22 protein-coding genes, 1 pseudogene and 1 riboswitch are annotated in these 23819 nt (G+C 74.4%); of the genes and pseudogenes, 10 read left to right on the top strand and 13 right to left on the bottom strand.

Annotated elements, in window-relative coordinates; all coding sequences use genetic code 11:
* Positions 1-45: 45 nt before the first annotated feature.
* Entirely contained in the window at positions 46-597 is a 552-nt protein-coding gene (locus A6R01_RS13835; protein WP_292606858.1) for a hypothetical protein, read from the bottom strand.
* A 231-nt stretch (positions 598-828) separates the two neighbouring features.
* Between A6R01_RS13835 and A6R01_RS13830 the strand changes: the two genes are divergently transcribed.
* From A6R01_RS13830 to A6R01_RS13815, 4 genes are read left to right on the top strand one after another with little or no spacing between them, the layout of a single operon-like run.
* A complete protein-coding gene (locus tag A6R01_RS13830) occupies positions 829-1539 on the top strand; it encodes a helix-turn-helix domain-containing protein (protein WP_292606856.1) in 711 nt (236 codons plus the stop codon).
* A complete protein-coding gene (locus tag A6R01_RS13825; RefSeq protein ID WP_292606854.1) occupies positions 1536-2303 on the top strand; it encodes an MIP/aquaporin family protein in 768 nt (255 codons plus the stop codon). The genes A6R01_RS13830 and A6R01_RS13825 overlap by 4 nt, the downstream gene beginning before the upstream one ends.
* Entirely contained in the window at positions 2300-2743 is a 444-nt protein-coding gene (locus A6R01_RS13820; RefSeq protein WP_292606851.1) for a heat-shock protein HtpX, read from the top strand. The genes A6R01_RS13825 and A6R01_RS13820 overlap by 4 nt, the downstream gene beginning before the upstream one ends.
* A 32-nt stretch (positions 2744-2775) precedes the next feature.
* Entirely contained in the window at positions 2776-4758 is a 1983-nt protein-coding gene (locus tag A6R01_RS13815; RefSeq protein ID WP_292606849.1) for a cation:proton antiporter, read from the top strand.
* A gap of 96 nt (positions 4759-4854) precedes the next feature.
* On the opposite strand, the pseudogene A6R01_RS18340 reads toward A6R01_RS13815, so the two are convergent.
* A pseudogene (locus A6R01_RS18340) lies at positions 4855-5901 on the bottom strand (NAD(P)-binding domain-containing protein); the annotation flags it as partial.
* Positions 5892-6752 carry a metalloregulator ArsR/SmtB family transcription factor gene (locus A6R01_RS13805; RefSeq protein ID WP_292606845.1) on the bottom strand — a complete coding sequence of 287 codons (861 nt, stop codon included), beginning with the start codon at positions 6750-6752 and terminating at the stop codon, positions 5892-5894. The gene A6R01_RS13805 and the pseudogene A6R01_RS18340, both read right to left, overlap by 10 nt.
* A gap of 91 nt (positions 6753-6843) precedes the next feature.
* On the opposite strand from A6R01_RS13805, the gene A6R01_RS13800 reads away from it, so the two are divergent.
* On the top strand, positions 6844-8145 hold the full coding sequence (locus A6R01_RS13800; protein WP_292606843.1) for an FAD-dependent oxidoreductase: 1302 nt from the start codon (positions 6844-6846) through the stop codon (positions 8143-8145).
* Positions 8146-8152: 7 nt separating this feature from the next.
* On the opposite strand, the gene A6R01_RS13795 is transcribed toward A6R01_RS13800, so the two are convergent.
* On the bottom strand, positions 8153-9907 hold the full coding sequence (locus A6R01_RS13795; RefSeq protein WP_292606841.1) for an N-acetylmuramoyl-L-alanine amidase: 1755 nt from the start codon (positions 9905-9907) through the stop codon (positions 8153-8155).
* Between the two features lie 135 nt (positions 9908-10042).
* Between A6R01_RS13795 and A6R01_RS13790 the strand changes: the two genes are divergently transcribed.
* Together A6R01_RS13790 and A6R01_RS13785 are read left to right on the top strand one after the other, a co-directional pair.
* On the top strand, positions 10043-10939 hold the full coding sequence (locus tag A6R01_RS13790; RefSeq protein WP_292606839.1) for a DUF1295 domain-containing protein: 897 nt from the start codon (positions 10043-10045) through the stop codon (positions 10937-10939).
* A 44-nt stretch (positions 10940-10983) separates the two neighbouring features.
* The gene (locus A6R01_RS13785) at positions 10984-12096 is read left to right on the top strand and encodes an FAD-dependent oxidoreductase (protein WP_292606836.1); all 1113 of its coding nucleotides are present in this window, start codon (positions 10984-10986) and stop codon (positions 12094-12096) included.
* A gap of 17 nt (positions 12097-12113) precedes the next feature.
* On the opposite strand, the gene A6R01_RS13780 is transcribed toward A6R01_RS13785, so the two are convergent.
* The 7 genes from A6R01_RS13780 to A6R01_RS13750 form a co-directional block, all read right to left on the bottom strand.
* On the bottom strand, positions 12114-12455 hold the full coding sequence (locus A6R01_RS13780) for an STAS domain-containing protein (RefSeq protein WP_292606833.1): 342 nt from the start codon (positions 12453-12455) through the stop codon (positions 12114-12116).
* A gap of 89 nt (positions 12456-12544) precedes the next feature.
* Positions 12545-13870 carry an HNH endonuclease signature motif containing protein gene (locus tag A6R01_RS13775; RefSeq protein WP_292606831.1) on the bottom strand — a complete coding sequence of 442 codons (1326 nt, stop codon included), beginning with the start codon at positions 13868-13870 and terminating at the stop codon, positions 12545-12547.
* A gap of 94 nt (positions 13871-13964) precedes the next feature.
* Entirely contained in the window at positions 13965-14969 is a 1005-nt protein-coding gene (locus tag A6R01_RS13770) for a zinc-binding dehydrogenase (RefSeq protein ID WP_292606828.1), read from the bottom strand.
* A gap of 1 nt (position 14970) precedes the next feature.
* Complete coding sequence (locus A6R01_RS13765; RefSeq protein WP_292606826.1) at positions 14971-15759, bottom strand: SDR family oxidoreductase; 789 nt, start codon at positions 15757-15759, stop codon at positions 14971-14973.
* Positions 15756-16289: a hypothetical protein gene (locus A6R01_RS13760; RefSeq protein ID WP_366925111.1), complete on the bottom strand. Its 534-nt coding sequence runs from the start codon at positions 16287-16289 to the stop codon at positions 15756-15758. Before A6R01_RS13760 ends, A6R01_RS13765 begins: the two co-directional genes overlap by 4 nt.
* 25 nt (positions 16290-16314) lie before the next feature.
* Positions 16315-17166: an SLC13 family permease gene (locus A6R01_RS13755; RefSeq protein WP_292606824.1), complete on the bottom strand. Its 852-nt coding sequence runs from the start codon at positions 17164-17166 to the stop codon at positions 16315-16317.
* 73 nt (positions 17167-17239) lie between these two features.
* A complete protein-coding gene (locus tag A6R01_RS13750) occupies positions 17240-17710 on the bottom strand; it encodes a gluconokinase (RefSeq protein ID WP_292606861.1) in 471 nt (156 codons plus the stop codon).
* Positions 17711-17874: 164 nt separating this feature from the next.
* On the opposite strand from A6R01_RS13750, the gene A6R01_RS13745 reads away from it, so the two are divergent.
* Positions 17875-18588: an FCD domain-containing protein gene (locus tag A6R01_RS13745; protein WP_292606821.1), complete on the top strand. Its 714-nt coding sequence runs from the start codon at positions 17875-17877 to the stop codon at positions 18586-18588.
* Between the two features lie 25 nt (positions 18589-18613).
* Here A6R01_RS13745 and A6R01_RS13740 read toward each other — a convergent pair whose 3' ends face one another.
* Together A6R01_RS13740 and A6R01_RS13735 are read right to left on the bottom strand one after the other, a co-directional pair.
* Complete coding sequence (locus A6R01_RS13740) at positions 18614-18880, bottom strand: hypothetical protein (RefSeq protein ID WP_292606819.1); 267 nt, start codon at positions 18878-18880, stop codon at positions 18614-18616.
* A gap of 118 nt (positions 18881-18998) precedes the next feature.
* Entirely contained in the window at positions 18999-19595 is a 597-nt protein-coding gene (locus A6R01_RS13735; RefSeq protein WP_292606816.1) for an XRE family transcriptional regulator, read from the bottom strand.
* 74 nt (positions 19596-19669) lie between these two features.
* On the opposite strand from A6R01_RS13735, the gene A6R01_RS13730 reads away from it, so the two are divergent.
* Together A6R01_RS13730 and A6R01_RS13725 are read left to right on the top strand one after the other, a co-directional pair.
* On the top strand, positions 19670-21364 hold the full coding sequence (locus tag A6R01_RS13730; protein ID WP_292606813.1) for a bifunctional NAD(P)/FAD-dependent oxidoreductase/class I SAM-dependent methyltransferase: 1695 nt from the start codon (positions 19670-19672) through the stop codon (positions 21362-21364).
* Between the two features lie 38 nt (positions 21365-21402).
* A riboswitch (cobalamin riboswitch) is annotated at positions 21403-21534 on the top strand.
* Positions 21535-21561: 27 nt separating this feature from the next.
* The coding region (locus A6R01_RS13725) for a cobaltochelatase subunit CobN (protein WP_292606811.1) at positions 21562-23819 on the top strand (2258 nt) is incomplete at its 3' end.

Genomic DNA, 23819 nt, shown 5'->3' with positions numbered 1-23819 from the left:
GTCGCCGGACGGGGGATCTCCCCAGGTGTGGTCTGCGACGGAGGGTCAGTCGCCCTGGCCGAAGAGCAGCGCCGGGTTGAGGCCGGTCAGGAAGTCCAGCGCCTCGCCCTCGACCTGGGTGGAGACCCACTGGAAGGACGCCGAGGCGGACTTGCCCTCGTTGGTGTTGTCGGTGGACTCGGTCAGCGTGACGGTGAAGACGACGGTGGCGGTGTCGCCCACCGGCAGGGCGCCGAGGTCGAGGACCTCGCCGAGCTCGCCGAAGGTGCCGTCGTAGAGGGTCTCGCCGTCCTGGGTCAGGCGCAGGTCGAGGTCGCCGTCGACGAAGGTCGAGGAGGAGCCGGTCTCGGCCAGGGTGAGGGTCGAGTCGATGGTGCCGGTGTTGGTGATGGTCACCGAGCCGGTGATGACGTCGCCGTCCTTGATGTTGGTGATGTCGAGGCTGGTCACGTCGTTGACGTGGGTGACGTTGCCGGAGGAGACGGCGGTGGTCGAGGCGGTCGTCGAGGTGAAGCTGGCGCCCGAGCCGACGGCGACGGCGCCGGCGACCATGAGGGTGGCGAGGGGGACGAGGACCTTGCGGCGGTTGGCGGCCATGGTGTGCTCCTGGGGAGGTGGGGCGCCGCCTGGTGCGGCGCCGGTGATGTGGAGAACTCTGCTCGGGCGCGGGTCTCGCCCAGGCCCCGTGGACACCACCGCTGCACCACGTCTCGGCAACAACACGACACGTTCTCCGCACCGGGTCACGCGGAGGCAACACGGGACCGTCACCTGCCGTTGACTCAACGTGAATTGACTCAATGACTGTTGAGTGACAATCTACTGGTTGTGAGCAGCCTCGAGTCCCGCGCCGCGAGGCACGCCGCGCTCGCGGACGTGACGCGACTGGCTGTCGTCGACCTCCTCGCCGCCCAGGACGCCTCGCCGCGCGAGATCGCCGAGCGGCTCGGCCTGGGCTCCAACCTGCTCGCCCACCACCTCGCGGTGCTCGAGCGCGCCGGGGTCGTGGAGCGGAGACGCTCCGAGGCCGACCGGCGCCGGTCCTACGTGCGGCTCGTCGACGAGGCGGCAGCGGAGCAGGCCGGTGTGGACGGGGATGCCGACGCGGAGGCCCCGTGGGCGGGGGCGGTGAACCTGCTGTTCGTCTGCACCGGCAACTCCGCGCGCTCCCAGCTGGCCGCCGCGATCTGGAACAGCCACCGGGGCGACGGTGTGCCACCCGCCCGCTCCGCCGGCACCCACCCCGCCGAACGGGTCGACCCCGGCGCGGTCGACGTCGCCGTACGCCGGGGGCTGCAGCTCGCCGAGCGCCCCGTCGGCCTGGTGCCCGGCGACCTCGACGACGCGCTCGTCGTCACCGTCTGCGACGCCGCCCACGAGGAGCTCGCCGCCGGTGCCGTGACCGGCTCCCTGGAGGGGTCGACCCTGCACTGGTCGGTCCCCGACCCCGTCCCGCTCGGGGGCGACGCCTTCGAGACCGCCGTGGACGAGCTCGAGCGCCGCATCCACCGACTCCGACCCGTGAAGGAACCCGCATGAGCAGTCCGGACGCCCGCCCCGACCTGGGCCGCCGCCTCGCCGCCGAGCTCGTCGGGACCGCCTCGCTCGTGGCCGTCGTCGTCGGCAGCGGCATCATGGCCCAGCGCCTCTCCGACGACGTCGGCCTGCAGCTGCTGGCCAACTCCACCGCCACGGTCTTCGGCCTCACCGCCCTGATCTGGGTCTTCGGCCCGACCTCCGGGGCCCACTTCAACCCCGCGGTGTCCTTCGCTGACTGGCTGATGGGGCGCCTGGCCGGGGGAGGACGCGCCTCCGGTGCGCTGACCGGTGCCGAGGTGGGCGCCTACTCCGCGGCCCAGGTGGTCGGTGGCGTCGCCGGTGCCGTGGTCGCGAACCTGATGTTCGAGGTGCCGGTCACCGAGCTGGCCTCCACCGACCGCTCCGCCGGGCACCTGTGGCTCTCCGAGGTGGTCGCCACCGCGGGTCTGGTGACGCTGATCTTCGCCCTCGCCCGCACCGGTCGCGGCGGGCTGTCGGCCCCCGCCGTCGGCTTCTACATCGGCGCCGCCTACTGGTTCACCTCCTCGACGTCCTTCGCCAACCCCGCCGTCACCGTGGGGCGGGTCTTCTCCGACACCTTCGCGGGGATCGCACCGGCCTCGGTGCCGCCGTTCGTGCTCGCCCAGCTCGTCGGCGCCGTCCTGGCAGTGGCCTTCGTGCACTGGCTCCACCCGCAGCTCGGCGCCCCGGGCGACACCAGCCTGGGCGACGTCGTCGTCCCGTCCCGAGAGGAAACCTCATGACCACCACCCAGACCGACGTCCCGCAGGTCGTCTTCGCCTGCGTCCGCAACGGCGGCCGCTCCGTGATCGGCCGCGTGCTGACCGAGCACTACGCCCAGGGACGGGTCCGGGCGCTGTCGGCCGGCACCCAGCCCGGCGAGCACATCCACCCCGAGGTGGCCGACGTGCTGGAGTCGCTGGGCCTGGACACCAGCAAGGAGCACCCCAAGCACCTCACCCACGAGACCGTGGCGGCCTCCACGATGGCGATCACCCTCGGCTGCGGCGAGGAGTGCCCCTACGTCCCCGGCGTGAAGTACGTCGACTGGCCGGTGGAGGACCCCGGCGGCCAGGACCCCGAGACCGTCCGCGGCATCGTCGCCGACATCGACGGGCGGGTGCGCGCGATGCTCACCGAGCTGGTGCCCGACCTGCAGCTGCCGCACTCCGTGCTGGCCTGAGCGGTCGGACCCACCCGGCTAGGTTTCGCCCTGTGAACGCAGACCTGCTCGTCCTGGCCTCGTCCGAGGGCGTGCCGCGCTACCTCACCGCCACCGCGGCCCTGGTGCTGGCGGCGGCGGTCGTCGGCTACCTCAGCGTCCGGGTCCGGGTGCTGCCGATCGTGGGCTTCCTGCTGGCAGGGGTGCTCATCGGGCCCGCCCAGCTCGGCCTGGTCTCCTCGACCGAGGCGGTCGACGCGGCGGCGGAGATCGGCGTGATCCTGCTGCTGTTCACGATCGGCATCGAGTTCTCCCTCGAGCGCCTGGCGCGTGTGTGGCGCTGGGTCGTCTTCGGCGGCGGGTCCCAGGTCGTGCTTGCGACGGCGGCCGGGCTCGCGGTGACGGTGGCGCTGGGGCGGGACTGGAAGGTCGGGCTGTTCACCGGCTTCCTGCTGGCCCTGTCCTCGACCGCGATCGTCCTCAAGCTGCTGGCCGACACCGGCGGCACCAGCAGCACCCGCGGTCAGCTCGCGCTGGCCACCCTGGTCCTCCAGGACCTCGCCGTCGTGGCCATGGTGCTGGTGGTCCCGCTGCTGGGCACCGAGGCCGAGGGTGGCACCGGCGCCCTGCTGGAAGCGCTCGGGATCGCCGTCGCCGTGGTCGGGGTCGTCCTCGTCGTCGCGCGGCGGGTGATGCCCAAGGTGCTCGAACGCGTCGCCGCGCTCTGCTCGCCCGAGGTCTTCCTGCTGGCCGTCGTGGCCATCTGCTTCGGCACCGCCTACCTCACCGCGCTGGCCGGCGTCAGCGTCTCGCTCGGCGCCTTCCTGGCCGGGCTGGTGGTCAGCGAGAGCCGGCACAGCACGCACGCGCTCTCGGAGATCCTGCCGCTGCAGGTGTTGTTCAGCGCGATCTTCTTCGTCTCCGTCGGGATGCTGCTCGACGTCGGGTTCCTCCTGGCCAACCTGCCGCTCGTGCTCGCGGTCGCCGTCGTCGTCCTGGTCGTGAAGACCCTCACCACGGCCGCGGCCCTCGCCCCACTGCGCGTGGGGTGGCGTCAGGCGGTCGCCGCCGGGCTGCTGCTCGGGCAGGTCGGGGAGTTCTCCTTCGTGCTGCTGACCGTCGGCGAGGGTGCCGGGCTCAGCCCGCTCGGGGAGGGCGAGGACGGGTCACAGGTGTTCGTCGCGACCACCGTGCTGCTGATGATGCTCACGCCGGCGTTCGGGTCGCTCGGCACGAGGCTGCTCCCGCGCGGCGGCACCGCCACCGGCCCGTCCGCGGAGGAGTCCACCCCGGCAGCCGCACACGAGGTCGAGGGACACGTGCTGATGCTCGGGTGGGGCGCCGACTCCATCGCCATCGGGACCGACCTGCGTGCACGGGGCGTGCCGGTCGTGATGACAACGCTCAACCCCGGCGGGGCGGCCGCGGCCGAGGCCGCGGGGCTCACCGTCGTACGCGGGGACGCGATGCGGGCGCACGTGCTCGAGGAGGCCGGCCTGGCCCGGGCCCGACTGGTCGTCGTCGCCGAGCACGACGCCGAGGAGGCCGCCCGGGTCGCGGTCATGGTGCGCGGCCAGAGTGACGTCCCGGTCGTGGTGCGCGCGACCGGCGTCGACCTCGAGGACCTCGCGGCCGCCGGGGTGGACCACGTCGTCGACCCCGCCGTCGCCGGGCGGCGCCACCTCGCCGAGGTGGTGGGCGCCCGGGTGGGCGACGGCTCGGGAGCGCAGCCGGACGTGTCCCGGCTCGTGCACTACCGCTGGCCCTCCGACGCCTGCCCGCACGGCGCGGCCTCGGTGCCGGTGCAGCCGGGGACCGCGGGGTGCGAGGAGTGCCTGCGGGACGGTGAGGGGTGGGTCCACCTGCGGATGTGCCTGAGCTGCGGGCACGTCGGGTGCTGCGACTCCTCGCCGGGCCGGCACGCCACGGCCCACCACCGTGCCACCGACCACCCGCTGATGGCCTCCGCCGAGCCCGGCGAGACCTGGGCTTACTGCTTCCTCGACGACACCACGGTCCCCGAGCCCCGGGACTAGCGGGCCGGCGCGCGGTCGAGGGTGGCGACCACGTCGGCGGCGACCGCCGCGGCCGACCCCGATGAGGGTCGCCGACGCGGGGCCGCACCAGTCGCCGTACCCCAACAGCCACAGCGGTACGCCGTCGGCAGACCGCACCGCGAAGGGCGACCCGTCCGGCGTCTCCGTCGCCGGGTGGCCGTCGGTCCAGGTGAGCCCGAGACCGCGCAGGTGGGCGAGGGCCGGCCGGAAGCCGGTCGCCCAGACGACCGCGTCGAGCGGCTCCTCGCGTCCGTCGGCCCAGCGGGCACCCCGCTCGGTGAGCCGCTCGACCATCGGCTCGGCCACCAGGTCGCCGCGATCGCGCGCGGCGCGCACCGGCGGCACGGCGACGACGTCGCCCAGCGAGCCGACGCCGCGGGCCTCGCGGCCGGCGGCGCGGTCGCGGACCGCCTGCGTGGCGACCTCGAAGAGCACGCGACCGTCGACGTCGTCGGGGAGGTAGCGCGGTGGGCGGCGGGTCGCCCAGTGGACCGCGGCGGCGGTGCCGAGCAGGTCCGCGGCGACCTGGGCGCCGGAGTTGCCGCCGCCCACGACCAGCACCCGCTCGCCGGCGAACGGCTCGGGCCCGCGGTAGTCGTGGACGTGCAGCACCTGGCCCTCGAACCCGTCGGCGTCCGGGACCGTGGGCCACAGGGGGCGGTCCCACGTGCCGGTGGCCGAGACGACCGCCCGGGCGCGCACGTCGCCGTGGTCGGTGCGGACCAGCAGGCCGTCGTCGGCGCGCTCGACGGCCCTCACGCGCACCGGTCGACGCACGTCGACGTCGTAGCGCTGCTCGTAGTCGGCGAGGTAGTCCACGACGTGCGCCGCGTCGGGCGGCTCGTCACCAGGCGGACGCGGCATCAGTCGGCCGGGCAACGAGCTGTAGCCGGCGGGGGAGAAGAGCCGCAGGCTCGGCCAGGCGTCCTGCCACGCGCCCCCGGGCGCCGCGCGGGCGTCGAGCAGCACCACCGTCAGCGGGGTGCCGGTGCGCCGGCGCTCGGCCCGGCGCAGGTGGAAGGCGAGCGCCAGCGCGGACTGCCCGCCGCCGACGACGCAGACGTCGACGGTCTCAGGCAGGGACCCGCTCAGGGCCCCGGTCGGAGACCCGCTCAGCAGCACGTGCTGCGGCGCTCCATCAGCACCGTGTCGCGCCACTCGCCGTCGAGCTGGGCGATGCGGGAGCGGACCGCGAGCGTGACGTAGCCGGCGCTGCGGTGCAGGGCAAGGCTGGCGCGGTTCTCGGGGAAGATCGAGGTCTGCAGCGTCCACAGGCCGGCGGCGTCGGCCTCGGTGACCTGGCGCTGCAGCAGCGCCCGGCCGACCCCGCGGCCGCGGGCCTGCGCGGCGACGTACACCGACGTCTCGCCGACCCCGGAGTAGCAGGTGCGGCTGGAGACGGGCGTGACACCGGTCCAGCCGACGACCTCCCCGGGAGCCTCGGTGAGCTCGGCGACCCAGCGGTGGCCGGGAAGCCACTTCTCCCGCAGCGCCTTGACCGAGGGAGCCTCGGTCTCGAAGGTGGCCTGCCGGGTGGCGATGCCCTCGGCGTAGATCTCCCGCACGCGCGGCAGGTCCGCGTCGGTCATCGCGCGGGTCGTGACGTCCGCGGGGACGTCGCCGGGGCAGCAGGGCCGGGTGGTGAGGGTGCCCATGACGACGTCGGCCGCGTGCGGCAGCCCGGTGCAGCAGGCGGCGTTGACCGACACCAGGCTCGCCGTGCCCACCTTGTCGACCCGCACGAACCCCACGTCGGCCAGCTTGCGCACGTGGTGGGAGCAGGTGGCCTGGCTGATGCCCAGGGCGGTCGCCAGGTCGCCGACCCGCAGCGCGCCCGCGGCGCTGGTCGCCACCTCGTGCAGCACCCGCACGCGGGTGGGATCGGCGAGCACGGCGAACCACTCGGCATACGTCGCGGCGTCGTCGGGGGAGAGGGGCGTGCTGGCCTGGGGCACGGGAGCCGTCTGGGTCACGGCACCAGCCTAGACCATTCATCGACCAGTTTCGATGGATGGTCTAGGGTCTTCTATCGACAGTGATCGATGAATCCGGAAGGTGTCCGCCATGTCCCTCACGCCCACCCCCGACCAGCCGCTCGTGATCGTCGGTGCCGGGCCCGTCGGGCTCGCCGCGGCTGCCCACGCCGTGGAGCGTGGCCTGCCCGTCACCGTGCTCGAGGGCGGACCCACCGTGGGCGCCGCCGTCCTGGAGTGGGGGCACGTGCGGCTGTTCTCCCCGTGGTCGGAGCTGGTCGACGACGCCGCCGCCCGGCTGCTCGAGCCGACCGGCTGGGTGCGGCCGGCCGGCGGGGCCGCCCCCACGGGCCGGGAGTGGGTCGAGGCCTACCTCCGTCCGCTCGCCGAGGCGCTCGTCGACCGCGGGGCCGTGCTGCGGGTGGGCGGCGAGGTGGTCGGGCTCGCGCGGCTGGGCCGGGACCGGCTCGTCGCCCAGGACCGCGAGGAGGTGCCGTTCGCGGTGCACGTGCGCACGAGCGACGGGGGCGAGGAGGTGCTCACCGCCGCCGCGGTGGTCGACGCCTCGGGCACCTGGGGCGACCCCGCGCCGGCCGGGGCCGACGGCTGGCCGGCGCGGGGGGAGCGCGGCGCCGACGTCGCCTACCGGGTGCCGGACCTCGCGGACCCGCAGGTGCGGGAGCAGTACGCCGGCCGGCACGTCGCCGTCGTCGGGTCCGGGGCCTCGGCGCACCAGGCCGTGGTCGAGCTGGCCGCGCTCGCGGAGGAGGCGTCCGGCACCCGGGTGACCTGGCTGCTGCGACGCCACGACGCCGATGGCGTCTTCGGCGGCGAGGGGGCCGACGAGCTGCCCGGTCGCGGCGCGCTCGGATCCCGCGCGCGAGCGGCCGCGGCGTCGGCGTACGTCGACGTGGTGACGGGCTTCCGCACCGCTGCGCTCGAGCAGGACGGGGCGCGGACCACGCTCGTGGCGCAGGACGGTCGGCGCGTGGTCGTCGACCGGGTGGTCGCGGTGACGGGGTTCCGCCCCGATCACTCGTGGCTCGCGCAGGTGCACCTCGACCTCGACGGCGAGCTGTCGGCCCCGCGCGACCTGGCGCCGGAGATCCACCCCGCGTTCCACTCCTGCGGCACCGTCAGCCCGCACGGCGCCGCCCTGCTGCGCCAGCCCGAGGGCGGGCTCTACCTGGTCGGCATGAAGTCCTACGGCCGGGCGCCGTCGTTCCTCGCGCTGACCGGCTACGAGCAGGTGCGCTCGGTCGTCGCCGAGGTCGCCGGCGACCACGAGGCGGCCTCCCGCGTCGAGCTGGTGCTCCCCGAGACCGGCGTCTGCGGCGTGGGAGCGGCGTACGACGGCGAGCCGAGCGGCTGCTGCACCCCGGTCGGGGCCTGAGGTCCGCTCAGCGCTGCCTGGGGGGCAGGTCGAGCGTCCGCTCGGCGGGCCGGAACGCGGCGTCGCCCTCGTAGCGCACGACCAGGCGGGTCGCGGACTTGGCCAGCTTCTTGCCGCGACCGAACCACACAGGCTTGCCCAGGTCGCGGACCCGGACCTGCTCGGTGCGGTTGCCGATGGAGACGGTGACGGTGCCGGTGGGCTCACGATCGATGCCCTCGGGGCTGCGCAGCCGGATCTTGGCCCGGACCACGCCGCGGGTGCGGCGGGCGTTGACCTCGAGGACGACCGGCGAGGTGACCCGGCGGGCGGGCGTCACCTCCAGCGCCGGGGTGCGCGAGCCCGAGCGCGTGGTCACCTGCACGGCGATCCGGCGCCCGAGGTCGGCCTGGCCGAGGCGGTAGCGCCACGCGGTCTCTCCGGCGATCGGGTCGCCGTCGCGCAGCCACTGGTAGCTCGAGCGGGCGCCGTCGGGGTCGTAGCGGCCCTTGAGGACCTTCAGGCCCTTGCCGGGCTTGGCCACGCCGCCGACCCGGGCGGGCTCGACCACGCCCACCACCTCCGGCTCCTCGGGCTCGTCCACCGGCCGGCCGGCCCGCGAGGCCTTGATGACGCGGTGGGCGCGGTCGCGGACGTCGTCGAGCCGGGCGTAGAGCTTCGAGCCGGGGCAGGCGGTGTCGTTGGTGTCGCGGTGCCCGTCGATGACGCGCAGGGTGGCCATCCGGCCGGCGGCGTACTTGTCGCTACCGGTGGACTCCACCGTCGTCTTCCCGCGAGGGCGGCGGTCGTAGGCGTCGAGCTTCCACGCCGCCAGCGCGCCGAGCGCGTCGATGATCGCCTCGGTGGGTGCGGCCTGCTCGAAGTTGCCGATGACCGAGACGCCCATCGAGGTGTCGTTGAAGCCGAGGGTGTGGGCGCCGCGCACCGGCTGGGCGATCCCGCCGGCGCGGCCCTCCCAGATCCGACCGAAGCGGTCGACGAGGAAGTTGTAGCCGATGTCGGACCACCCCAGGGACTTGGTGTGGTAGCGGTACATGCCGCGGATCAGCGCCGCGGTCTCCTTGCGGGAGTAGGTGTTGCCGCTGACGGTGTGGTGGACGTGGACCTGCTCGATCGTCCGGTTCGTGCGCGGGCTGCCGTCGCGCCACGACTCGTCGGCACCCCACTGCTTGCGCGTGCGGATGTCGGGCCGCGGCGCCTTCGGCGTGCCGGTGGAGCGGCGCGCGGCGGTGCGGGGGGAGAGCTCGTCGTCGGGGCGGGAGGCGGGGTGCAGCAGCACCAGCCGCATCCCCTTCGGCGCGGGGCCGCGGGAGAGCCGCACCTGGACCGCGTCGCTGGGGCCGAACCACCAGGCAGCCGTGCCGGTGCGCACCGCGGGGTCGTCGTCGGGTCGGTCCTCCACGACGGGCAGGCGGGTCCAGTCGCTCCAGCCGTCGCTCCTCCGTGCCCGGACGAGCACCTCGGGGCGGTCCTCGGGCCGCGCCCAGGTCACCGCCGCCATGGAGTAGGTCGAGGTGGGCAGGGCCTCGGACTGCAGCACGCCGCTGGACCGCTCCTGCAGGCGCAGCCCGGTCTCGAGCGCGGCGACGTCCGAGCCGTCGTCGGCGGAGAGGGCCAGGGCGCCACCGGGGCGCAGCTTCGGGTCGTCGTCCTGCGACAGGCGCACGGCGGCGCCCACCGCTCCGACGGCGACGGTGGCGGCCACGGCCGCCTTCCCGAGGGTACGGCGACTGGTCGGGGTCCAGGGGGTCGGCTCAGTCACGCAGGGCATCGTCGCAAGCGCGAGGGCCCGATCCGGGGAGGTGGGCCGCGTGGCGCGTGTGACGTGTGAGGCTCGAGGGGCGTCGTTCCGTGCGAACCGCTGGACGAGCGAAGTGAAACACGTTCTACTTCGGGGGTGACCGACACCACCACGGCGCCCCGCAGCCGCAGCGCCTCCCTCGCCATCGTCACCGGGCTGTACGTCGTCGCGGTCGCTGCGGCGGCCGCCTGGCTCTACCTCGGGCCGGACACGGCGTACCTCTGGCTCGACGCCCTGATCGCCGACCTGGTGGCCACCGCGGTGGTCTTCGCCGGGAGCCGGATCGTGCACAACTCCTCGTGCTACGACGCCTACTGGTCGGTGATCCCGCCGCTGCTGGCGGTCTACTGGTGGCTGGAGCGCGAGCCGGGCGCCGACGGGGTGCGCTTCGCGCTGCTCTCGGTCGTGCTCTGGCTGTGGGCGATCCGCCTGACCGCCAACTGGGTCTACTCCTGGCCGGGGCTGCACCACGAGGACTGGCGCTACCCGATGCTGCGCGAGAAGAACCCGACGGTCGAGCTGCCCGTGGACCTGATGGCCATCCACGTCTTCCCGACGCTGCAGGTCTTCGCCGCGATGCTGCCGGTCTACGCCGTGACGCGCTCGGAGCGCGCGTGGGGCTGGCTCGACGTGGTCGCGCTGGTCGTCGGTGTCGGTGCGGTGCTGCTGCAGCTGGTGGCCGACACCCAGCAGCACCGCTTCGCCCGCACCAAGCAGCCGGGGGAGTCGCTGGTCACCGGGCTGTGGGCCTGGTCGCGGCACCCCAACTACCTCGGCGAGATCCTGATGTGGTTCTCGCTGCTGCTCTTCGGCCTCTCCGCGCTGCCGGGTGCCTGGTGGTGGCAGGTCATCGGCGTCGTCGGGATGACCGCGATGTTCCTGGGCGCCTCGATCCCGATGATGGAGCAGCGCAGCCTCGAGCGGCGTCCGGGCTACCAGGACGTCATCGACCGCGTGCCGATGCTGCTGCCGCGACCGCCCCGTCGGTCGTGAGCAGTCGATCGTGAGCAGTCGGTCGTGAGCCGGGTGGGTTCGCCGTGACCCGGGTGCTGGTCGCCGGTCTCGGCGACACCGGCGTGCTGTGCGCGGGGGCGCTGGCCCGCCGCGCGATGGTGCGCCGCGGTGTCTCGGTCACCGGGGTGTCGCCGACCACCGGGCTGGTGAGCGGCCAGGAGCTGGGACTGCGGCTGACGAGGCCCGACGCCTGGTCGCGGGACTACCGCATCCCGTACCGCTCGTTCCGGCGGCTGGACCGGGTCGACGTCGTGCACGGCCGATTGGTGTCCTCCGACCTCGCGGCGCGGACGGTCTCGGTGGCGGGGGCCGACGGGTCGCCGCGCGAGCTCGGGTACGACGTCCTGGTCGTCGCCACCGGGGTCGCCAACGGGTTCTGGCGCAGCGACGCCGTGCGCACCGACGACGCCGTCGCCACCGACCTCGCGGACCGGCACGCGCGTCTGGCGGCGGCCGGCTCGGTGGCGGTCGTCGGGGGCGGAGCCGCGGCTGTGTCAGCGGCGTACAACGTGGCGGTGCGGTGGCCCGGCAAGCGGGTGGACCTCTACTTCCCCGGCGAGCGGGGGCTGCCGCAGCACCACGGCCGCACGTGGGCCGGCGTCCGGCGCCGCCTGGAGGCGGCCGGGGTCGTGCTGCACTCGGGGCACCGCGCGGTGCTCCCGGCCTCCGACGAGCCGGCACCGGGACCGGTCACGTGGTCGACCGGCCAGCCGGCCGCCGACGCGGACCTGGTGCTGTGGGCGGTGGGCCGGGTGCGCCCGCACACCGGGTGGCTGCCGGACTCCGTCCTCGACGAGGACGGCTTCGTCCGCACCGGTCCGGACCTGCGGGTGCCGGGGGCCGACGGCGTGTTCGCGATCGGTGACGTCGCCGCGACCGACCCGCTGCGCTCGACGGCGCGCAACTTCCAGCACAGGGTCCTGGCCGCCAACGTCGCGGCGTACGTCGACGGGCGGCCGCTGCAGGAGATCTCGCTGCCGGGGCGGCGCTGGGGATCGGTGCTGGGGCCGCAGCGCACGGGGCTGGAGGTGTTCAACCCCTCGGGGCGGCCGTTCCGGATCCCTCGGGTCGTGGTCGACCGAGCGTTGCAGCCGTGGGTGGTGAAGAAGGGGATCTACGGCGGGGTGCGCCGCTAGTCGTCCAGGGGATCGGCTCAGCCGACCTCGGGGGCGACGATCTCGAAGACCTTGTCCAGGCCCATCATCCGCAGCACCTTGCGCGGCTGGTTGTCGGCGCAGGCCAGCGACATCGTCGCGCCGCGCGAGGTGAGCCAGCGTCGCGCCGCGACCAGGGCGCCGATGCCGACGGAGTCGAGGAAGCTCACGGCGGCGAGGTCGACCACGACGCTGGGGGTGGAGACCTGGGCGGGGTCGTAGAGCACGCGCCGCAGGTGCGGCACGGTGAGGACGTCGAGCTCGCCGGAGACGACGACGACCGTGCGGTCGGGGTGCTGGACGACGTCGAAGGTGACGTCCTCCGGGGCTGGGGCTGTCACGGGACTCCAAAGCGCTGGGGTGGCTCGATCCTCGCTGCTGCGGCCGGTGCGCACCAGATCCCTCGGGGTGGGGCGGCGTGCGCGGTGGCTCACGCCGCCAGCCCGAGCTGGGCGAAGGCGAGGTCGAGGCGGAGGCGGTGTCGCTGCGGGGGCGGCAGGCCCGGCGCGCGGCTGAGGTGGCGGTAGCCGCTGGGGGTGATGGTCTCGATGACGGTGGGGTCGCCGGGGAGTGGTCGCGACGACCATCCGGGGGCCTGCTTGGCGTAGTTGCAGCCTTCGCAGAGGCCCTGTCCGTTCTCTGCGCTCGTGGGGCCGCCCTCGGCGTGGGGCCGGACGTGGTCGTGGTGGCGCACCGGTGCGTCGCAGCCGGGTGTGCGGCAGGTGCGGTCGCGGGTGGTGAGGAGGTCCGCGAGCCCGGCGGGGAAGGTGCGGGCCGTCGACTCCATGGCCACCAGTCGACCGCTCCTGTCGAGGTAGAGTCGCTTGAGCTCTGCGACGCCCTGCTCGGACGCCCGGCGCACCAGGTCGCGCACGAGGTCGGCGGGCAGCGGGATGGCGCCGGTGCCGGGGGCGCCGACCCACCCCGGCTCGTCCCCGTCGCGGCCGGGCAGGTTGAGCAGGGCGGCGTCGGACAGCGTCACCTGCACCGTGACCGGGACGACGTCGGCGTCGCCGAGCACCCTCTCGACGAGGGTGTCGGCCATGACCTGGCCGCGGGTGCGCTCGTCGCCGGCGGCGCGGGCGGAGTCGGCGCAGCGGCTCAGGGTCGCGTGCACCGACACGCCTTTGGCCAGTGGGAGCAGGGCCGAGAGCCTGACCATGCCGTCGGCGACCGGTCGGATGCTCGTGTGCCGCTCGGAGACGGCCTTCTCGTGCCGGGCCACCGCGGCGGCCGGGTCGGCGACGTAGGCCAGGCGGTCGACCTCGGCACGGAAGCGGCGCTCGCCCCAGCCGGCCGTGGTGCTCTCCTCGCTCATCAGCTCGGCGTCGATCCGGAGCCGGTCGACCAGGCTCAGGCACGCGGTGCCCTGGGCGATCTGCGTGGCCCGCCACTCGGTGCACCAGCCGGCCCTCATCGCGGCGAGGGTGTGGGGGAGCTCCTCGGCCAGCACCACGGCGAGCCCGAGGTGGATGCCGCCGCGGTGCGGCGACTCCCGTCGGGCCAGCGCGACCTCGGTGCCGATGCCGCGCTCACGCATCGGCGTCGGCAGGTGCGCCCGCTCCTCGACCCGCGCCCGCTTGAGCGCCACCGCGGCCTGCGCCTGCACGGCGCACAGCGAGTTCTTCAGGCGCTCCGCCTCGGCGATCAGCTCGACGGCCGCGGCATCGACCTCGCCCGGCTCTAGCCGACCGAGCGCCTCCTCGGCCTCCAGCGCCTGCTGACGCAGGTCGCGGAGCGTGGCGGCGGGTTCCATGAACCGATGCTAGTCGAACACCAGTTCGAAAACAAGGGTTGCGGGCATTGCGTCATGAAGGGACGGGGTCGAGCAACCTCGTCCGCTGCGCCCCTCAGAACCGCAGCAGCACCTTCCCCGACACCGAGGCATCGCGAGCGGTGCCGAAGGCGTCGAGCACGGTGGCGGTGTCGGTGACGTCCACCTCGTGCGTGATCGCCGCGTCGAGGGAGAGGCCGGCACCCAGGGCGGTGACCACGTCGTCGATCTCGTCGCGGAAGCGGAAGCTGCCGACCAGTTCCAGCTCGCGGGTGATGGCGTTGGCCAGCAGGGTCGGCTGCTCGCCGGCGGGCTGCAGGCCGACCATCACGACCCGGCCGCCAGGACGGGTGCCGCGGATGGCGGAGGCGAGCCCGGGGCGGGAGCCGGAGCACTCGAGCGCGACGTCGACGTCGAGCTCGGTGATGGCCGGGTCGTCGGCGGCGAGGGTGGTCGAGGCCCCCAGGTCGCCCGCGATCCGGCGGGGCAGGTCGTGCAGGTCGACGGCGACCACCTCGGCCGCGCCCAGGGCGCGGGCCGCGGCGACCGACAGGGCGCCGATCGGCCCGCAGCCGACCACCAGCACCCGGCGGTCGCGGACGTCGCCGGCGCGGGCCAGGCCGTGCCACGCCACGGCCGCCGGCTCGCACAGGGCGGCGGTGCGGAGCGGCACGGAGGCCGGGAGCGGGCGCAGCATCGAGGCCGGCAGCGCCACCCGGCGCGCGAAGACACCGGGGGTGTGGGGGAGCAGCGCCGCCGATCCGAGGTAGGAGTCGTGCGTGGCGGGGTGGACCGTCACCGGCGTGCCCGCGGCCGGGCCCGAGCCGTCCTCGGCGGCCACGAGCACGGTCCCGGACATCTCGTGACCCAGCACCATCGGCTCGCGAAGGATCGAGAGGCCCGCGGCGCCGTGGGTCCAGTAGTGCAGGTCCGAGCCGCAGATGCCGCCGTACGCGACCGAGACGACGGCCTCGCCCGGGCCGGGCGTCGGCTCGGGTACCTCCTCGACGCGGAGGTCGCCGGCGGAGTGGGCCACCACGGCGATGTTGGGGGCGAGGTCGGGCAGGTCGCGTGCGCTCACCTCAGACCACCGCCGTCATGCCACCGTCGACGAACAGCACCTGGCCGTTGACGAAGGCCGCCGCGTCGGAGGCGAGGAACACCGCCGGGCCGACGAGGTCCTCGACCCGCCCCCAGCGCGCGGCCGGGGTGCGCCCGCGGACCCAGCCGTCGAAGGCGGGGTCGTCCACGAGCGCCTGGGTCATCTCGGTGTGGATGTAGCCCGGCGCCAGCGCGTTGACCTGCAGCCCGGCCGACGCCCACTCCGCGCACATGGCGCGGGTGAGGTTGCGCAGCCCGCCCTTCGCGGCGGTGTACGGCGCGATCGTCGGTCGCGCCAGGTCGGCCTGCACCGACGCGATGTTGACGATCCGGCCGGCGCCGCGCGGCACCATGTGCCGGGCCACGGCGCGACCGACCACGAACGCGCTGGTCAGGTTGGTGGCCAGCACCCGCTCCCAGTCGGCGAGGTCGAGCTCGAGCAGGGGGACGCGGTGCTGGACGCCGGCGTTGTTGACCAGGACGTCGATCGGGCCGACACGCTCCTCGACCTCGTCGACGGCCGCCGCGACCGCGGCCTCGGCGGTGACGTCGAAGGCGCGGGCGAGCACCCGCCCCTCGCCGTACGCCGACGCGAAGGCCGCGCGGGTCTCCTCCAGCGCTGCCGTGTCTCGGCCGTTGAGGACGACCCGGGCACCGGCGGCGAGCAGGCCGTCGGCCAGCGCGCGACCGATGCCGCGGCTGGAGCCGGTCACCAGGGCCGTGCGTCCGCTGAGCGCCGGCGTGGGCGAGGAGGCGGGTGCGTGGCTCATGCGATGCCCGCCGCCACGCCGTAGATCGCCAGGGCGCCGACGAAGCCGACGATGCCGATGAGGGCCTGGCCGACGGTCCAGGTCTTCAGGGTGGTGGCGGTGTCCATGCCGAAGAAGCGGCTGACCAGCCAGAAGCCGGAGTCGTTGACGTGGCCGGCGAAGACCGAGCCCGCGGCGAGGGCGAGGACCATCGCGGCCAGCTGGCCCGCGTTGAGGTCGGTCGCGGCCTGCACGGCCGGCTGCACCAGCGCGGCCGCGGTGGTGAGGGCGACGGTCGCCGAGCCCTGCGCCATCCGCACGATCGCGGCGATCACGAAGCCCGCGACGATCAGCGGCAGGCCGAGGGATTCGAGGGACTCGGCGATGGCGCCGCCGATGCCGGTGGCTCGCAGGACGCCGCCGAACATGCCGCCCGCACCGGTGATGAGGACGATCGCGCAGATCGGGCCGAGGGCACCGTCGACGACCCGGTCCACCAGGCCGCGGTCGCGGCCGTGCCGCCAGGCCAGGACGTACATCGCGACGAACACGGTGATGAGAAGCGCGACGGGCGTCTCACCGAGCAGGCGCAGCCCGCGGACCCAGCCGTCCTCCAGCGAGACGACCTCGGCGGTCGCCAGCGCGTTGAGGTCGGGTGTTGAGGAAGATCAGGACCAGCGGCAGCGCGAGCAGCGACAGCGTGGTGCGGACCGTGGGGTCGCTGCGGAAGGCCGCGGCGTCGTCGTCGTGGTCGGTGCTGCGCAGGATCTCGGGGACCGGCAGGTCGTAGGTGCGACCGACCCAGCCGCCGAAGACACGGCCGACGAGGACCCAGGCCGGGATCGCGATGAGCAGACCGAGCAGGACCACAAGGCCCACGTCGGCACCGAGCAGGCCGGACGCGGCGACCGGGCCGGGGTGCGGCGGGACGAAGATGTGCATGACCGAGAAGGCGACGGCGGCCGGGAAGGCGTAGGTCAGCACCGAGCCGCCGAGGCGGCGGGCGACGGCGAAGATGATCGGCAGCATGACGACCAGGCCGGCGTCGAAGAAGATCGGGAAGCCCATCAGCAGCGAGGCGATGCCCAGCGCCAGGGGCGCGCGGTCCTCGCCGAAGCGCTGCACGAGCGCGTCGGTCAGCACCTGGGCGCCGCCGCTGAGCTCGAGCATCCGCCCGAGCATCGCGCCGAGGCCGACGAGCAGCGCGACCGCGGCCAGCGTCCCGCCGAAGCCCGAGAGCATCGTGGGCACCACCGCCTCGAACGGGACGCCCGCGGCCAGCGCGGTCAGCGCGCTGACGAGCACCAGGGCGAGGAAGGCGTGCACGCGGGCGCCGATGATCAGCACCAGCAGCACCGCCACGGCAGCGGCGGCGAGCCCGAGGAGGCCGGCGGTCGGCAGCTCCCAGGTCAGCTCGAGTTCGGTCATGGGGTGGTGCTCCTGCTTCTCTGAGTCGCTTCTGCGTGGTGGGGTGAGGTGGACCGGGTGGGTCCGGGGTGGGTCAGGCGTCCAGGTCGCGGGCGACCGTCGCCACGAGCGCCTCGACGGTGGCCTCGACGTCGACGCGGACGCCGGGCTCGTCGGGGTCCAGCGCCTCGAGGGCGCGCTGCTGGGAGGCCTGCAGGCTGGGCGGCATGAAGTGCCCCTCCCGGGCGGACTGGCGCATCGCGATGAGGGAGGCCTCGCCGTCGAGATGGACGAAGCGCAGTCCGGGGGCCCACGACCGGAGCCGGTCGCGGTAGGCGCGTCGCAGCGCCGAGCAGCTCATCACGCCGCCGTCGACGTGGGCGGCCAGCCACTCGCCGACGATGTCGAGCCAGGGCCAGCGGTCCTCGTCGGTCAGTGGCTTCCCGGCGCTCATTTTCTCGATGTTGGCCGCCGGGTGGAGGTCGTCGGCGTCGGCGAAGGGCACCCCGAGGTGGCGCGCTAACGCCGCTCCGACGGTGGACTTGCCGCTCCCGGAGACGCCCATCACCACGATCGGTCCCCGGTCGCCGGGGTCCCCGGGGAGGTCGACGCGGTCAGCTGCTGTGGTCACGATCACAGGGAAACCCATAAAGACATACTTTTTCAAGTGTCACGATCAAATTCGACAGAGCATTTCACTTCTCGCTGTTGGATGAGAGGATCCGTGCCGTGAGCCCGAGCCCCCGCCCCGCGACGTCCGGCGGTCGGCACGCGGACGTGCTCGACGCCCTGGGGGGCGACATCGCCGCCGCCCGGCTGGTCGAGGGCGAGGTGCTGACCGTCGAGGGCATCTGCGCCCGGTACGCCGTGTCGCGCAGCGTCGCCCGCGAGGCGATCCGGGTCCTCGAGGCGATGGGGATGCTCGCGGCCCGCCGGCGGGTCGGCATCACCGTGCAGCCGCGCGCCGGGTGGAGCGTCTTCGACCCCCGGCTGATCCGCTGGCGCCTCGACGAGGGCGACCGGGCCGACCAGCTGCTCTCGCTCTCCGAGCTGCGCCGCGGGGTCGAGCCGGCGGCGGCGGCCCTGGCCGCCGCCCGCGCCGACGCCGAGCAGTGCAAGGCGCTGGCCGGAGCGGTCTCCGACATGCAGGTGCACGCCCGCACGGGCCACCTCGAGCCCTACCTGCGCGCGGACCAGACCTTCCACCGGGTGCTGCTGGAGGCCAGCGGCAACGAGATGTTCGCGGCCCTGGTCGACGTGGTGGCCGAGGTGCTCTCGGGCCGCACCCAGCACGGGATGATGCCGGCGCGCCCGAACCCCGAGGCGGTCGCGCTGCACGACGACGTCGCACGGGCCGTGCGGCTCGGCGACGTCGCGCTCGCGCAGGCGTTGATGACCTCGATCATCGACGAGGCCGCGGACGCGCTGGCGTCGGGGCGGTAGCCCCGCGGGGGCTAGGTGTAGCCGGCTAGGCCGTCGGTGCGGGCGCCGCCCCCTGGGCCGGACCGGCCGGCGGCGTGGTCAGCTCCAGCACGTCGCGCAGGGCCGCGGTGAGCGACTCCAGCTCGGCGGCGTACGCCTCGGAGGTCAGGCGCTTGGACTTCAGCTCACGACCCAGGGAGAGCGCGACGAGGCGGACCCGGCCCGACGTGGCGGGGTCGGTGCGCTCGACGCGCGAGACGGTGCGTTCGAAGTCCAGTCGTGCCGCTGTTGCGCGTGCGTCGGTGTCGATCATGCGTCGTCCCACCCCTCTCGAGTCATGTGGCTGATGCCGTGCTCGACCAGCGTAGGTCGCACCCGGTCGGGACGCCGATTCGGCAGGGGAGGGGGCGGCCGGTCCCACGCGGCCGGCGTCAGGAGTGCACGTGGGCGCGCTGCCCCTCGCGGTCGAAGATCATGATCGCCTCGGCGGGCCTCCCGTCGAGGGCTGACATGGAGTGGGGGACCATCGTGGCGAACTCCGCCGCCTCGCCGGCGGCGACGTCGATCTCGCGCTCGCCCAGCCAGAGCCGGACGCGTCCCTCGAGCACCAGGAACCAGTCGTGGCCGGGGTGCACCCGTTGCGCCGGTCGCACCGGCTCCTCCTCGCCCGGCACCTCGGGCTCGAGCCGCACCTTCTGGGCGACGGTCCGGCCGTCGGGGCGGCTCAGTGGCCAGGTGGTGCGGGTGCCCGAGCTGTGCGGGACCGGTCGGATGACGACGTCGTCGTCGGAGGGCGCCTCGAACAGCACGTCCAGGCTGACGTGGAGCGCCTGCGCGAGCGGGATGACGACGTCCAGGCCCAGGCTGCGCTTGCCGGTCTCGAGTCGGCTGATGGTCGAGGGGCTCAGGTGCGTCCGCGCTGCCAGCTCGTCGAGGGAGTAGCCGAGCGTGGTGCGCAGGCTGCGCAGGCGGGTGCGTGCCAGCTCCTGGACGTCGATGGCGCCGGTGGTCGGAGCGTCGCTGGTCATGGGACGAGCATGACATGTCTTGCGATTCCTGCAAGTCCCTTTGCTGGAACTGGTCGGTCGCCTACCGTGGAGGCATGAGCGGATCCGGCACCCCCAGCACCCATGACCACCAGCACGCGCACGAGCGCCACCACGAGCACGAGCACGAGCACGAGCACGGGCACGGCCACGGGCACCGACGCACGATGCAACGCCACTGCGAGGTCGCAGTCATCGGCGGCTCGGCCGCGGGCCTGGCAGCGGGACTGCAGCTCGCGCGGCAGCGACGCAGCGTGGTCGTCGTCGACGACGTGACCCCGCGCAACGCGCCCGCCGAGCACATGCACGGCTACCTCGGGCGCGAGGGCGCCTCGCCGGCCGAGCTGGTGGCCATCGGCCGCGAGGAGGTCCGCTCCTACGGCGGCGAGGTGCTGACCGGCCGGGTGCTCGGTGCCCGCCGCCTCGAGGACGGCTCGTTCCGGCTCGACCTGAGCGGCGGCCACACGCTGGTGGCCCGTCGGGTCGTCGCCGCCACCGGCGTCACCGACGAGCTCCCCGAGATCGAGGGCCTGGCCGAGCAGTGGGGCCGGGGAGTCGTCCACTGCCCCTTCTGCCACGGCTACGAGGTGCGTGACCAGCGGCTGGTGATGATCGTCGCGCAGCCGCTCGGGCTCCACGCCGCCCCCGTCTGGCGGCACCTGAGCGACCGGCTCACCGTCGTCCTGCACACCGACCTCGGGCCAGACGTCGAGCGCGACAGCATCGCGCCGCTGGAGGCCGCCGGCGTGCCCGTGGTCCGCGGGCCGGTGCGGCGCGTCGTCGAGGCACCCGACGGCGCCGTCGCCGGGGTGGAGATGGTCTCCGGCGAGGTGCTCGCGGCCGACGCCGTGCTCGTCGGGTCACGCTTCCGGGCGCGCGCGCACGTACTCGCGGACCTGGGCGTCGAGCCCACCGACCATCCCAGCGGCGCGGGGGACTTCGTGCAGGTCGACCCGATGACGGGCGAGACCGCCGTGCCGGGCGTCTACGCGGCCGGCAACCTCACCGACCCCAGCCTGCAGGTGCTGCCGGCCGCGGCCCATGGCAGCCGGGTCGGCGCCATGGTCGCTTTCAGCCTGGCGTCCGAGGACCTGCGGACGGCCGCCCGGGACTCGGTGCGGACGTCGGGACAGCGACACGACTGGGAGCAGCGGTACGCCGGCGAGGACCGGATGTGGAGCGCCAACCCCAACGGCACCCTGGTCCAGGAGGTGGCCGGCCTCACCCCGGGCCGCGCACTGGACGTGGGTGCGGGGGAGGGGGCCGACGCCCTGTGGCTCGCCGAGCAGGGCTGGCGGACGACGGCGACCGACATCTCCCAGAACGCACTGGACCACGTGGCCGCCGAGGCCGTGCGTCGCGGGCTCGACGTCACCTGCCTGCAGGCCGACGCGGTGGTGGCCGGTGCCTTCGGCGACGAGCCCTACGACCTGGTCTCCCTGCAGTACGGCTCGTTCCACCGCTCGCCCGACCGCACGGGGGTGCGCAACCTCCTCGGCGCCGTGGCGCCGGGAGGGACCCTGCTGGTCGTCGCCCACGACCTCGCGCCGATGCGCGAGCCGGTCGACGTGGCCGAGCAGACGCGGATGTTCGATCCCGACGCCTACGTGGGGGTCGAGGAGATCGCCGTGGCGGTGAAGGACGACGACGCCTGGGAGGTCGAGGTCCTCGAGACCCGTCCGCGTCCGCCGGGGGCCGCCAGCAGCCACCACGTCGACGACGTGGTGCTGCGGGCGCGCCGTCTCGCGTGACCCGCTGCCGTCAGGGCCCGGGCGCAGGTGCCCTAGGGTGACGGCACACGTCTCGTGGTGACAGGAACCCGGTGCGACTCCGGGGCGGTTCCGCCACTGTGACGCGGTGGGTCCCCGCACCTCGGGGCCCACCGCGAAGCCAGACACTGGCCACGGGACCTCCGCCGAGCAGGGGCGAGAACCCCGAGGAGAAACCCATGGGCCAGACCCGTCGTGCGCGCATCGCGCTGCTGTCCACCTCCGACACCGACCTGCTGTCCGCGCGGGCCAGTGGCGCCGAGTTCGTCCTGGCGAACCCCTCGCGGCCCGGGCACCAGACGATGGCGGAGGCCATCGAGGGCTGCGACCTGGTCGTCGGACGCGTGCTGGGCTCCCCGCAGGACCTGTGTGACGGCTTCGTCCGGGTCCGCGCGACCGGCATGCCGACCGTGGTCCTGGGCGGGGAGCAGCAACCCAGCGCGGAGCTGATGGAGCTCTCCTCGGTGCCGATCGGCGTGGCCGCGGAGGCGCACCGCTACCTCGCCGAAGGCGGCCCGGAGAACCTGCGCCAGCTGCACGCCTTCCTCTCCGACACGGTGCTGCTGACCGGTGAGGGTTTCGAGCCACCGGTCGAGGTGCCGCAGTGGGGGATGGCGGGCCGGGGTCTCGTGGCTCGTTCCGCTCGCACCTCGACCGGCGAGGGGGCTCCCCGTGTGCAGGAGCTGCCGCGGGTCGGGGTGCTCTACTACCGGGCCCACGAAGTGTCGGGGAACGCCGGTTTCGCCCACGCCCTGGCCGACGCGATCGACGCGACGGGTGAGGCCGTGGGCGTCCCCGTCTTCGCCGGGTCCCTGCGCTCGGCGCCCGACGAGCTGTACGACGCGCTCGGCACGCTCGACGCCCTGGTCGTGACCGTGCTGGCCGCCGGAGGGACCACCCCGGCCGGCGCGAGCGCGGGCGGCGACGACGAGGCGTGGGACGTCGAGCGCATGCGAGCGCTGGACATCCCGGTCCTGCAGGGCCTGTGCCTGACCAGCAGCCGCGCGGAGTGGGAGGCCAACGACGACGGGGTGACGCCCCTGGACTCCGCGACGCAGGTGGCGATCCCCGAGTTCGACGGCCGGATCATCACCGCGCCCTTCTCCTTCAAGGAGGTCGACGAGGACGGTCTGCCGCACTACGTCCCCGATGCCGAGCGCTGCCGGAGGGTCGCGCGGATCGCGGTCAACCACGCCCGGTTGCGCCACGTCCCGCCGGCCGAGCGCCGACTGGGGCTCGTGCTCTCGGCGTACCCCACCAAGCACAGCCGGGTCGGCAACGCCGTCGGTCTGGACACGCCTGTCTCCACCGTCCGGCTGCTGGGCCGGCTGCGCGACGCCGGCTACGACCTCGGGCTCGACGACCCGGACGCGGTGGTCAGCCGGGTCCTGGCGATGGCCGAGGACCCCGCGTGCACCGACGCCGAGGCGGGCGACGCGCTCATCCACGCACTCATCGACGCGGGCGGCCAGGACGAGGAGTGGCTGACCACTGCCCAGCTCACCGAGGCGCACGTGCGGATCACGCCGGAGCAGTACGCCGCGTGGACCGCCGACCTCGACGCGGGCCTGCGAGCAGGGATCGAGGAGGCCTGGGGTCCCGCGCCGGGCACGTTGTTCCGCAACGACGACGGGGAGCTGGTGCTGGCGACGCTGCGCGCCGGCAACGTCGTGCTGCTGATCCAGCCGCCGCGCGGCTTCGGGGAGAACCCGGTCGCGATCTACCACGACCCCGACCTCGCCCCGAGCCACCACTACCTCGCGGCCTACCGCTGGCTGGAGGCGGCGCAGGAGACCGGCGGCTTCGGCGCGCACGCGTTGGTCCACCTCGGCAAGCACGGCTCGCTGGAGTGGCTGCCCGGGAAGAACGCCGCGCTCTCCGCGGCATGCGCCACCGACGCCGTGCTGGGCGACCTGCCGCTGGTCTACCCGTTCCTGGTCAACGACCCCGGCGAGGGGGCGCAGGCCAAGCGCCGCGCGCACGCCACGATCGTCGACCACCTGGTGCCGCCGATGGCGCGCGCCGAGGCGTACGGCGACATCGCCCGCCTCGAGCAGCTGCTCGACGAGCACGGCAACATCGCCGCGATGGACCCGGCGAAGCTGCCGGCGATCCGCGGCGAGATCTGGCAGCTGATGAAGGCCGCCGAGATGCACCGCGACCTCGGCCTGGACGAGCGCCCCGAGGACGAGGAGTTCGACGACTTCCTGCTCCACGTCGACGGCTGGCTCTGCGAGATCAAGGACGCCCAGATCCGCGACGGCCTGCACGTGCTCGGCCAGGCCCCGGACGGTGAGGCCCGGGTCGACCTGGTGCTCGCGATCCTGCGCGCCGCGCAGGTCTTCGGCGGCCAGGAGCAGGCCGTCCCCGGGCTGCGGGCGGCGCTGGGGCTGAAGGTCTCGACAGGCTCGACCGACCAGCCGTCCACCACCGTGGT

This window comes from Nocardioides sp. REDSEA-S30_B4, assembly GCF_001627265.1.
In the GTDB taxonomy this organism is placed as follows: Bacteria; Actinomycetota; Actinomycetes; order Propionibacteriales; family Nocardioidaceae; genus Nocardioides.
Note: the sequence above shows the minus strand (reverse complement) of the source record. Positions and strands in the feature narration are given on the sequence as shown.